This window comes from Streptomyces sp. FH025 (assembly GCF_017427025.1).
Classification (GTDB): domain Bacteria; phylum Actinomycetota; class Actinomycetes; order Streptomycetales; family Streptomycetaceae; genus Kitasatospora.
The window spans coordinates 1-10,694 of sequence record NZ_JAFLNG010000225.1; the positions used below are offsets into that span (position 1 = coordinate 1).

The window sequence follows — 10,694 nt, forward strand, 5'->3', positions numbered from 1 at the left end:
GGCCGGGGCCGTCGGAGCCGGGCCGGGCTTGGGGGCGAGCGAGGAGAGGTCGCCGGTGTCGCCCATTCTCAGCACGAAGGGCCGCTGCGCGGTGTACCGGATCGCGGTGACGGAGCAGGGCTCGACGCTGATCCGCTGGAAGTGGTCCAGGTGCAGGCCGAGGGCGTCGGCCACCACCGCCTTGATCACGTCGCCGTGCGAGCAGGCGATCCAGACCGCGTCCTCGCCGTGCTCGGCGGCGACCTTGGCGTTCCACTCGCGGACCGCGCTCACCGTGCGGTGGCTCAGCTCGCGCAGCGACTCACCGCCCGGGAAGGCCGCCGCGGCGGCGTGGTCCTGCACGGTGCGCCAGAGCGGTTCCTTGGCCAGCTCGGCCAGCGGACGGCCGGTCCACTCGCCGTAGTGGCACTCGCCGAGCCGCTCGTCCTGGGTGGGCTGCCCCAGTTCGGGGCGGTCGGCCAGCAGCGGCTCCAGGGTCTGCCGACAGCGCTCCAGCGGGCTGCTGACGACCTGCGCCAGCGGGATCCCGGCCAGTCGCCCGGCCAGCGCGGCGGCCTGCGCGCGGCCGGTGTCGTCCAAGTCCACACCGGGGGTCCAACCGGCCAGGATCCCGGCGGTGTTGGCGGTCGAGCGGCCGTGTCGGACGAGCAGCAGCGTGGGCATGGGGCCTAGCCTACGGCCTCCCGGGGGTGTCGTGGTTCCGCTTTCCCACCCCGGCTCCACCTGACCGGGCGGCCGCCCGCCATGCCCGGCTCCGTGCCCGGCGGCCGCCGCCGGGTCAGAATGGCCCGCATGATCGTCCACTGCGCCGCCTACCACGACGGCCACCGCCTCGACGCCCCCGACGACCTGGCCGGCGCGCTCGCCGCCGCTCGGGCGGCCGGACCGGGCGGCTTCGTCTGGATAGGCCTCTTCGAGCCCACCGCCGAGGAACTCGACCAGGCCGGCACGGAATTCGCGCTGCACCCGCTGGCCGTCGAGGATGCCGTCAGCGCGCACCAGCGCCCCAAGGTCGAGCCCTACCAGGGCTCCCTGTTCGTCGCCCTCAAGACGCTCGGCTACCGCCCCGGCGCGCAGGCGGTCGCCGTCGGCGAGGTGATGGTCTTCCTCGGCCCGGACTTCGTGATGACCGTCCGGCACGGCGAGGACACCCCGCTCAGCGGCCTGCGCGCCCGGCTGGAGCGGGAGCCCGAACTGCTGCGCTACGGGCCCAGCTCGGTGCTGCACTCGGTCTGCGACACCGTGGTCGACGGCTACGTCGAGGTGACCACCGCGCTCCAGACCGACCTGGACGAGCTGGAGGCGGACGTCTTCGCCCCCGGCCGGGTCGGCCGCGACAACGCCGGACGGATCTACGGCTGCAAGCGCCAGGTGATGACCGTCCGCCGCGCCACCCTCCCCCTGCTGGAGCCGATGCTCCGCCTGGAGCGCGGCGCCCCCTTCGTCCGCCCGGAGACCGCCCCCTACCTGCGGGACGTCGCCGACCACCTGGCCCGGGTGAACGACCAGGTGGACGGCATGGACCGGCTGCTGTCCGACATCCTCAGCGCCAACCTGGCGCAGGTCAGCGTGCAGCAGAACAACGACATGCGGAAGATCTCCGCCTGGGCGGCGCTGGCCGCCGTACCGACCATGATCGCGGGCATCTACGGGATGAACTTCGAGTCCATGCCCGAACTGAAGCAGCCCTGGGGGTACCCGGCGGTGCTCTCGTTGATGGCGCTGGTCTGCGTGGTGCTGCACCGGGTGTTCAAGCGGCACGACTGGCTGTAGCGCCCCTCCACCGCCCTTCCGCGGCTCAGGCCAGGCCCGCGCGCTCCAGCGCCTCGACGCCGGTGCGCAGCGCCCGCACCCGCTCGTCCAGGGTGAAACCGGAGGGGGCCAGGGTGAGGGTGGTGACGCCCGCGTCCGCGTAGGCCTGCATCCGGTCGGCGATCCGGGCGGTGTCGCCGATCAGCGAGGTGGCGTCGATCAGGTCGTGCGGGACGGCGGCCGCGGCGCCCTCGTAGTCCCTGGCCAGGTACTTCTCCTGGACCTCGTCGGCCGCCTGCTCGTAGCCCATCCGCCGGGCGAGCTGGTTGTAGAAGTTCTTCTCCTTGCTGCCCATGCCGCCGATGTAGAGCGCGGCGTAGGAGCGCTGGGAGTCGACCCCGGCCTTGATGTCCTCGCCGACCGCGATGTTGACGGTCGGGCAGAGGTCGAAGCCGTCCAGGGACTTGCCCGCCTTGGCGCGCCCGGCCTTCAGCGGGTCGAGGGAGAGCCCGGCGTGCTCGGGGGCGAAGAAGATGCCGAGCCAGCCGTCGGCGATCTCGCCGGTCTGCTCCAGGTTCTTCGGGCCGATCGCGGCGATGTACAGCGGGATGTGCTCGCGCACCGGGTGCACGGTGAGCTTGAGCGGCTTGCCGGGGCCGCCGGGCAGCGGCAGGGTCCAGTGCTCGCCCTCGTGCACCAGGCGCTCGCGGGACATCGCCTTGCGGATGATCTCCACGTACTCGCGGGTGCGGGCGAGCGGCTTGTCGAACTTCACGCCGTACCAGCCCTCGGACACCTGCGGGCCGGAGACGCCGAGGCCGAGGCGGAAGCGGCCGCCGGAGAGGGTGTCCAGGGTCGCGGCGGTCATCGCGGTCATGGCCGGGGTGCGGGCCGGGATCTGGAAGATGGCGGAGCCGACGTCGATCCGCTCGGTCTTCGCGGCGACGAAGCTCAGCACGGTCGCGGCGTCCGAGCCGTACGCCTCGGCCGCCCAGCAGACCGAGTAGCCGAGCCGGTCCGCCTCCTGTGCCACGGCGATGTTGTCGGCGTCCATGCCGAGTCCCCAGTAGCCGAGGTTGATGCCGAGTCGCATGTGCCGAACCTTCCAGTCGGGTGGGCCTGGTGGCCAGTCGCGTGGGCTTGATGGCCGGTCGCGTGGGCTTGGTGGCGAGCGTAGCCGCGCGCTCCCGGGTCATGCTACTGACGGGTAGTGGTGGTCTGGGTCACACCGGCGGTGTTGATCGTTCTGCGGGTCGGCACACCTGTCCGCGTACCGGCCGCTACGCTCAGCCGACGTGGGAGCACTCTCCCCACCTGCGCGTTTACAGGGCCACCGGGGCCACCGGGGCCACCGGCCAGTGGAGGGCCCGTCCGATGGAAAAGCGTTGCCTCGGCCGTACCGGCCTACAGGTCTCCCGCCTCGGTCTCGGCACCATGAACTGGGGCCGCGACACCGACGAGCACGAGGCCGCCGAGCAGCTCAAGGAGTTCGTCGACGCCGGCGGCAACCTGGTCGACACCGCGGACGTGTACGCGGACGGCGGGGCCGAGTACCTGATCTCCCGCCTCACCGACAGTCTGGTCCCCCGCTCCGAACTCGTCATCGCCACCAAGGCGGGCAGCGTCCCCGAGTCCGCCCGCCGCTTCGACGGCTCGCGCGGGCACCTGCTCGCCGCCCTGGACGCCTCGCTGCGCCGGCTCGGCACCGACTACGTCGACCTGTGGCAGGTCCACGCCTTCGACCCGATGACTCCGGTCGAGGAGACGCTCAGCGCCCTCGACATCGCCGTCACCTCCGGGCGCGCCCGCTACGTCGGGGTCTGCGACTTCAGCGGCTGGCAGCTCGCCAGGGCCGCCACCTGGCAGCACGCCCACCACGGACGGGTCCCGCTGGCCGGGGCGCAGCTGGAGTACTCGCTGCTGCAGCGCGGCATCGAGCGCGAGGCGCTGCCCGCCGCGCTGGACACCGGCGTCGGCGTCCTCGCCGGCTCGCCGCTCGGGCGCGGGGTGCTGACCGGCAAGTACCGGCACGGCGTCCCGCAGGACTCGCGCGGCGCCTCGCCCTACCTGTCCGGGTTCGTCCAGCCGTACCTCGGGGAGCGCTCGCGGCGGATCGTGGACGCCCTCGCGACCGCCGCCGACGGGCTGGCCAGCAGCCCGCTGGCGGTCGCGCTGGCGTGGGTCCGGGACCGGCCCGGGGTGACGAGTGCGCTGGTCGGGGCACGGACGGTGGCGCAGCTCCAGGCGGCGCTGTCGGTGGAGGCGCTTACGCTTCCGGGTGAGATCCGCGGCGCGCTGGACGACATCTCGTCGCCGGTGCACCGCTACCCGGACCAGGGCTGGAGTGAGCTGTAGGCCCCGGATCCGGGTCGTCGAAGAGAACGTGCAGTGCAGTGCAGTGGAGTGGACCTTTGGAGCGGACGACGATGACTGACACGGGGAACGGCGCTCCGGAGGAGACCTCGGCGTCCCCCGCCTCCCCGGCCACCCCGGCCGACAAGGCGGCGGCGATCGCGGAGCTGGCAGAGCGGATCCGGAGCATCGGGCCGCAGCCGTCGGCCCCGGAGGCTTCACGGGTTCCGGGCGCTCCAGGCGCTCCGGAGGCTTCGGAGGCTTCGGGCACTGCGGAGACGGCGGACGGGGAGGCCCCCACCGCACCGGCCGCAGCGCCACCGGCCGCACCGGCCCCCGTGGCAGCGGACCGGCCGCGCGGCGACGCCCTCCGGGAGGCCGCCGAGGTGCTGACCGCCGGCGGCGCCCCGGCCGAGCTGGCGGCCGCGGCCGTGGCCGAGTTCGGCGACGACGCGGCCGAACGGCTGCGCGAGGACCCGTGGGCGGTGCTGGGCCTGCCCGGCGTCCGCCCCGAGCACGCCGACCGCTTCGCCCGCGAGCTGCTCGGCCCCGACGCCGCGCCCGGCGACTCGCGCCGCGCCCAGGCGCTGGTGCTGTGGCTGCTGGAGCAGGCGGTGCTGCGCGGGCACTCGGCCCTGGAGCTCACCGAGGTGACGGCCGGGCTCGACCGCCTCCGGATGCCGGACCCGGCCGCCGCGATCCAGGCCGCCGTCACGGACGGGCGGGTGCTGCCCTTCCAGGAGGAGCTGGCCGGCGCCGAGGCGCACGCGGCGGGCGGCGAGGACGAGGAGCCGCCGACCCGGACGCTGCTCGCGCTCGAACGACTGGCCATGGCCGAGGACAGCCTCGCCGAGGGGCTGCTCCAGCTGATGGCCACCTTCGTACCGGGTGAGGACCCCGAACCGGCGTCCGCCGCCGGGGCCGCGCCGTCCTCCTCCGCGACCGCGCTGATCCGGGCCGTCGCCGACAGCGCCCTGGTCCTGCACACCGGCGGCGAGGCCGCCCGTGCCGAACCGGCCGCGCTGCTCGCCGCCGCCGGGCGTCTCGGACTGCGGGCCTGGGCCGCCACCTGGACCGACCAGGGCAAGGAGTCCTTCGCCGCGCTCGCCGGGGCCGACGCCGCCGCCCCCGTGGTCACCCTCGCCGAGCTGCTGTCCGGTACGGCCGGCCCCGGCCGCTCCCCCGACGGCACGCTCGCCGTGGACGTCCTGATCGTCCTGGACGCGCCGCTGCTGGACGTCGAACTGGCCGCCACCCTGCTGGAGTCGCTCGCCGACGGCACCCGGCTGGTGCTCAGCGGGGACCCTGGCCAGCTCTGGTCGGCCGGCCCCGGCCGGTTCTTCGCCGACCTGCTGGCCGCCAAGGTCTGCCCGGCGGTCGCCTCCCGCACCCCGGACTTCGGCCCGATCGGCGAGCTGGTCTCCGGCGTCGGCATCGGCGAGCTGCAGCCCGTCGAGGCGCCGGACAAGGAGGTGGTCATCCTGACCGCCAAGGACGGCGGCGAGGCCGTCCACCGGGCCGTCCAGCTGCTCACCGACTCCATCCCGCGCGCGCTCCGCATCCCGGCCGAGCAGGTGGTGCTGCTGACCCCCGGTCACGGCGGCCCGGCCGGCACCCGGGCGCTGAACGCCGCCGCCAAGGCCCGGCTCAACCCCGGCCCCGGCCGCTTCGCCGGCTTCGACCCGGGCGACCGGGTGGTGGAGTCCCCCGCGCCCGGGATCACCCGCCCGGCCCGGGTGCTGGACGGCGACGCCACCGGCCTGCACCTGGAGTACGCGGACGGCTCGCGCCGGACCGTCCCGCCCGCCGAGGCCGGCCGGCTGCGGCACGGCTGGGCGCTGACCGTCCACCAGGCGCTCGGCCGGCGGTGGCCGGCCGCAGTGGTCGTCCTGCCGGAGGACGCCGGCCAGATGCTCACCCGGCAGTGGGTCTACACCGCCTTCGGGCGCGGCGAGCGGCACCTGTCCGTGGTGCACGCGGCGGGCCCGGCACTCGCCCAGGCCGTCGCCGAGCGCCCGGCGCAGCCGCGTACCACCCGGCTGCGGGCGATCCTCGCGGAGAACGCCGCTTCGGCGTACTGAGACCCGCACCGAGGCGTACTGAGCCGCCGTGAGGCGTCCTCGGACGGCCTGAGTCCAGCGCCGCCGACGAACGTGACGGGCGGGCCCGCTTCCCCGTGGGCCCGCCCGTCCTCCGTACCGGATCGCGTCAGTCGTCCGGATCCTCGTCGTCGTAGACCTCGCTCACGTCGAACCGGCAGATCAGCAGCTGCGGATCGGCGTGCTCGAAGGGCTCCGGCAGCCACTCCCCCGGCTCGGTCGGCTCGGCGGCCGCGACCCAGAGCGTGGAGTCCGCCTCCTCCAGGCCGAACTCCTCGCTGCGGGCGGCGATCTCGTCCGGCTCGTACTCGCCGAACAGCACTCCGATCGCGGCGTTCACCCCGCCGGCCCCGCCCGGGGTCAGCGACTCGTCGAGCCGCTCGGCCTGGGAGCGCAGCCGCTTGGGGTCGACCACGTGGTAGTCGCGGCGGATCAGCACGCTGATCGCCTCGGGCTGTTCCGGGCCGTGGTAGCCGCCCGGCCCCTCGTCCCCGGGGATCTCGAAGGGGGTGACCTCGTCGTAGGCCTCGTACAGGAGCTGGTCGTAGGCGATGGCGGCCGTCGCGAGCTGCTCGTAGGCGGCGGACACGGCGGGATCGTCGGCTGCGTTGGGGCTTGACACCGCTTCCAGATGACGGTCGATGGCGGCCTTGACCGCCTCAGCGGCGGCGCGTACCTCGGCAATGGTGGGCTGCGCGGCATCAGACATGGTGCAGACGCTATCTCCCCTCGGCGCCGGTACGCACAGCGGTTGTCACCTACACCCGCGATTTCACCGCAACTTCCCCCCTGATGTCCGATCCAGGTGGATCTGTCCCCGCGCGGGACGGGCGCGGAGGGCGCGCGGCGAATCGGACGGGGCCGTCCGGGTGCCGCTTCACGCGCCGGTATCGGGGTATCCACTCCACAGGAGCAACACAACTGATGCACTGTCAGTGGAGAGCCCGGGCCACGCACCGCCGAACCCCCGCTCCGGCCCGGGAGGACGGCCGGAAATACCCGGGCCGAGTGTCCGGGGCAGGCCGTAGGCTTGCGTGCAGTTGATCCTCAGGAGGAGCGTTTTGACCCCACCGAAGCCGGTCCGGCAGCCGGAGTACGAGTACCAGTCGCTGCGCATGCCGCGCGGCACCACGCGCAACGCGGCGCGCCAACTACTCACCGAGCACGCCGAGTACGGGCACTGGGAGCTCGACCGGCTGCGGTTGTTCCCCGACGGCAGCCGGACGGTCCGGCTGAAGCGGCGGATCATCCGGCAGGTCCGGAGCTGGTGACGGGCTGAGGCCCTGACCTTCACGCACCCGCGGCCGCCCGGTGAACGGGCGGCCGCGGGTGCTGCGTTCCGGCGCCGGGCGCCGGCCGGTCGTGGACCGTGCTCAGCGGGCGCCGGCGCGGGCGCGGCGGTAGAGCACGCCGCCACCGATCAGCAGCGCGAGCCCGGCGGCCCCCAGCATCTCGACCTGGCCGGCGCCGGTGGCGGCCAGCTGGCTGTCCGCGACGGGCTGCGCGACCGGGGCGGGGGTGTGGGCGGCGGCCGGAGCGATCTGGCTCTCCGAGGCGGTGGCGGGAGTGGACGGGCCGCCGGTGCGCGGGACGCCCGGGGTCTCGCCGGTCGGCGGGACGAGCGGGGTGTGGCCCTCGGGGCAGTCCTCGGTCGGCTTCGGGGCGGGCGCCTCGACGTTGCCGCAGGTGTTGCCGAAGGCCGGGTTGCCGACACCGACCACGTTCACGGAGTTGCCGCAGGCGTTGACCGGGACGTCCACCGGGGCCTGGACGCTGTTGCCGGAGATCACCCCGGGCGAGCCGACCGCGGCACCGCTGGCGGAGGCCCCCGAGGCGACGGGGCCGTGACCGGCGTCGGTGCCCGGACCGGCGGCACCGCTCCCGGGCAGGCCGCCCTGGCCGGGGTGCCAGCTCTGGCCGGGGTGGCTGGACTGACCGCCCTGGCCGGACGGGGCGGAGTGCGAGGCGGCGTGGTGGCCGCCGCCGCTCGTGTTGGCGCAGCGGTTGCCGAACGAAGGGTTCAGGGCGCCGATCACGTCGAGCGTGTTTCCGCAGGCGTTGATCGGCACCTCGACCGGCACCTGCACCGAGTTCCCCGAGACCACGCCCGCCGAACCCGCGGCAACTCCCTGCGCATCGGCGGCCGCGTAGGCGTAGCCGGCTGTCGAGGCCAGCACACTGCCGGTGGCCACGGCAGTGAGGATCCCCTTCTTGGCTACATTCCTCATTTTTTCCCCTGACGTTTCGAGACGACGTGGCGACCTTGACGTGAACCTTATGAAAGTCGGAATTTCCAGACATCCGTAAATCACGCAGGGTCTGCGACTGCACAGGGGTTAACGAGGGGCCAACGGGGAGGTTGAGCCGAACGAAGCAGCTTCACCCGATCGAGCGATCGCACCCTTCGGATCCCCCGGCCGCCACCCCTGGGCGTCGGCCATGCGCAAGGCCCCCGGCGCGGCGCGTCCGCCGCCCGGGGGCCTGGAGTGAGTCGGCTCAACGGGCCTCAGCGGCCCGGAGGTTGACTCAGAAGTTGGCGCAGTGGTTGCCGAACGCCGGGTTCAGCACGCCGACCACACTGATGGTGTTGCCGCACAGGTTGACCGGGACGTGCACCGGGACCTGGATCTGGTTACCGGAGACGACACCCGGAGAGCCCGCCGTCACACCCTGAGCGCCGGCACCGCCGTGAGCGGACGCGACACCGGCGGCGGCGAGCACCAGACCACCCGTGGCGGCGGCGACAGCGGCGATCTTCTTGACCTTCATCATTCCTCCTGTATGGACAACGCAACCCGTTCGGCGGGCTGCACAGGAATGAACGACGCTGCGGCAAACGGGGTACGGAACAGATTTCCCATTCACCCGCAACGGTGAGGCTTCGCACAGATGGTCGGCACGGAATGGCATGGAAGAATCGTTTCTGTTGATCTCCTTCAACCCATCCCACAATCATGCGCTCCGACAATGCGGTCGGCCCGCCCCCGGAACCCCGGGAACGGGCCGACCCAGTCGCCTGATCAGCAGGCACTCACGCAGGCACTCGCGCAGGCACTCGCGCAGGCGCTCAGCCGCCCGCGCACTCAGCAGGCGTCGATGAAACGGTCCAGCACCCGGACGCCGAACTTCAGCCCGTCCACCGGCACCCGCTCGTCCACGCCGTGGAACATCCCGGCGAAGTCCAGCTCCGGCGGCAGCTGGAGCGGCGCGAAGCCGAAGCAGCGGATGCCGAGGTCCTGGAAGGACTTGGCGTCCGTACCGCCCGACAGGCAGTACGGCACCGCACGGGCGATCGGGTCCTCCGCTCGCAGCGCCGTCTGCATCGCCTCGACCAGCGCACCGTCGAAGCTGGTCTCGATCGCCCGGTCCGAGTGCAGGCTCTCCCGCTTGACGCGCGGGCCGAGCACGCTGTCCAGCTCGGCCAGGAACTCCTCCTCGTAGCCGGGCAGGAAGCGCCCGTCCACGTGCGCGGTGGCCTGACCGGGGATCACGTTCACCTTGTAGCCGGCGCCGAGCATGGTCGGCTGGGCGGTGTTGCGCAGCGTGGTGCCGATCATCTTGGCGATGCCGCCGAGGACGCGCAGGGTCTCGTCCATGTTCTCCGGGTCCAGCTTGACCCCGAGCGCGTCGGACAGCTCGTCCAGGAACGCCCGGACGGTCTTGGTGATCCGCAGCGGGAACTGGTGCCGGCCGAGCCGGGCGACCGCCTCGCACAGCTCGGTGATCGCGTTGTCGTCGTTCTCCATCGAGCCGTGCCCGGCCCGGCCCTCGACCGTCAGGCGCATCCAGTGCATGCCCTTCTCGGCCGTCTCCACCAGATACAGCCGCACCTGGTCGTTGACCGTGAAGGAGAAGCCGCCGACCTCGCCGATGCCCTCGGTCACGCCCTCGAACAGCTCCGGGTGCTTGTCCACCAGGAAGCGCGCCCCGTACGTGCCGCCCGCCTCCTCGTCGGCGACGAAGGCCAGCACCAGGTCGCGCGGGGGCTTGCGGCCGGTGCGCAGCCGGTCCCGGACGACGGCGAGGGTCATCGCGTCCATGTCCTTCATGTCGACCGCGCCGCGCCCCCAGACGCAGCCGTCCGCGATCTCGCCGCTGAAGGGGTCGTGCGTCCAGTCCGCGGCGTTGGCCGGCACCACGTCCGTGTGCCCGTGGATCAGCAGGCCCGGGCGCGACCGGTCCTCGCCCTCGATCCGCACCACCGTGGAGGCCCGCCCCTTGGCCGACTCGAAGATCTGCGGTTCGAGCCCGAACTCGGCGAGCTGTTCGGCCACGTACTCGGCCGCCTTGCGCTCGCCCGGGCCGGACCCGTCGCCGTAGTTGCTGGTGTCGATCCGGATCAGATCGCGACAGATCTCGGCGACCTCCGACTCAGCCGTCACCTTCGGCGCCGCCGACTCGCTCCGCTCGCTCACGGTCACTCCTCGTCTTGGGCCCGCACCGGCCGCAAGCCCCCGCGCGACCTGGTGCTGGCCTTCGTCGCCGACGAGG

10 protein-coding genes are annotated in these 10,694 nt (G+C 73.3%); 4 read left to right on the forward strand and 6 right to left on the reverse strand.

Annotated elements, in window-relative coordinates; genetic code table 11:
- On the reverse strand, positions 1-663 hold a 663-nt coding region (locus tag J0670_RS17740; RefSeq protein WP_207812582.1), incomplete at its 3' end, for a histidine phosphatase family protein.
- A gap of 129 nt (positions 664-792) precedes the next feature.
- Between J0670_RS17740 and J0670_RS17745 the strand changes: the two genes are divergently transcribed.
- Complete coding sequence (locus tag J0670_RS17745; RefSeq protein WP_207812583.1) at positions 793-1,773, forward strand: magnesium and cobalt transport protein CorA; 981 nt, start codon at positions 793-795, stop codon at positions 1,771-1,773.
- A gap of 25 nt (positions 1,774-1,798) precedes the next feature.
- Here J0670_RS17745 and J0670_RS17750 read toward each other — a convergent pair whose 3' ends face one another.
- The gene (locus tag J0670_RS17750) at positions 1,799-2,845 is read right to left on the reverse strand and encodes an LLM class F420-dependent oxidoreductase (protein ID WP_207812584.1); all 1,047 of its coding nucleotides are present in this window, start codon (positions 2,843-2,845) and stop codon (positions 1,799-1,801) included.
- A gap of 281 nt (positions 2,846-3,126) precedes the next feature.
- On the opposite strand from J0670_RS17750, the gene J0670_RS17755 reads away from it, so the two are divergent.
- Both J0670_RS17755 and J0670_RS17760 read left to right on the forward strand, forming a co-directional pair.
- The gene (locus tag J0670_RS17755) at positions 3,127-4,107 is read left to right on the forward strand and encodes an aldo/keto reductase (protein WP_207812585.1); all 981 of its coding nucleotides are present in this window, start codon (positions 3,127-3,129) and stop codon (positions 4,105-4,107) included.
- Between the two features lie 71 nt (positions 4,108-4,178).
- Positions 4,179-6,185, forward strand: a complete 2,007-nt coding sequence (locus J0670_RS17760; protein WP_207812586.1) for a helix-hairpin-helix domain-containing protein — start codon at positions 4,179-4,181, stop codon at positions 6,183-6,185.
- A 127-nt stretch (positions 6,186-6,312) separates the two neighbouring features.
- On the opposite strand, the gene J0670_RS17765 is transcribed toward J0670_RS17760, so the two are convergent.
- Positions 6,313-6,912, reverse strand: coding sequence for a hypothetical protein (locus J0670_RS17765; protein ID WP_207812587.1), 600 nt, complete (start codon positions 6,910-6,912; stop codon positions 6,313-6,315).
- Positions 6,913-7,264: 352 nt separating this feature from the next.
- Here J0670_RS17765 and J0670_RS17770 point away from each other — a divergent pair, with 352 nt between their 5' ends.
- Positions 7,265-7,474 (forward strand): DUF5703 family protein, encoded by a 210-nt coding sequence (locus J0670_RS17770; RefSeq protein WP_033350848.1) that lies wholly within the window; start codon positions 7,265-7,267, stop codon positions 7,472-7,474.
- Between the two features lie 102 nt (positions 7,475-7,576).
- Here J0670_RS17770 and J0670_RS17775 read toward each other — a convergent pair whose 3' ends face one another.
- The 3 genes from J0670_RS17775 to J0670_RS17785 form a co-directional block, all read right to left on the reverse strand.
- Positions 7,577-8,395 carry a chaplin family protein gene (locus J0670_RS17775; protein ID WP_307806567.1) on the reverse strand — a complete coding sequence of 273 codons (819 nt, stop codon included), beginning with the start codon at positions 8,393-8,395 and terminating at the stop codon, positions 7,577-7,579.
- Between the two features lie 334 nt (positions 8,396-8,729).
- On the reverse strand, positions 8,730-8,972 hold the full coding sequence (locus J0670_RS17780; protein WP_374223119.1) for a chaplin: 243 nt from the start codon (positions 8,970-8,972) through the stop codon (positions 8,730-8,732).
- Between the two features lie 314 nt (positions 8,973-9,286).
- The gene (locus J0670_RS17785) at positions 9,287-10,618 is read right to left on the reverse strand and encodes a M20/M25/M40 family metallo-hydrolase (protein WP_207812590.1); all 1,332 of its coding nucleotides are present in this window, start codon (positions 10,616-10,618) and stop codon (positions 9,287-9,289) included.
- Between the last annotated feature and the right edge of the window lie 76 nt (positions 10,619-10,694).

Bases quoted from the DNA above. Each gene is read 5' to 3' on its own strand.
- J0670_RS17745 (WP_207812583.1), top strand. From the start codon at position 793: ATGATCGTCCACTGCGCCGCCTACCACGACGGCCACCGCCTCGACGCC.
- J0670_RS17750 (WP_207812584.1), bottom strand. From the start codon at position 2,845: ATGCGACTCGGCATCAACCTCGGCTACTGGGGACTCGGCATGGACGCC.
- J0670_RS17755 (WP_207812585.1), top strand. From the start codon at position 3,127: ATGGAAAAGCGTTGCCTCGGCCGTACCGGCCTACAGGTCTCCCGCCTC.
- J0670_RS17760 (WP_207812586.1), top strand. From the start codon at position 4,179: ATGACTGACACGGGGAACGGCGCTCCGGAGGAGACCTCGGCGTCCCCC.
- J0670_RS17765 (WP_207812587.1), bottom strand. From the start codon at position 6,912: ATGTCTGATGCCGCGCAGCCCACCATTGCCGAGGTACGCGCCGCCGCT.
- J0670_RS17780 (WP_374223119.1), bottom strand. From the start codon at position 8,972: ATGAAGGTCAAGAAGATCGCCGCTGTCGCCGCCGCCACGGGTGGTCTG.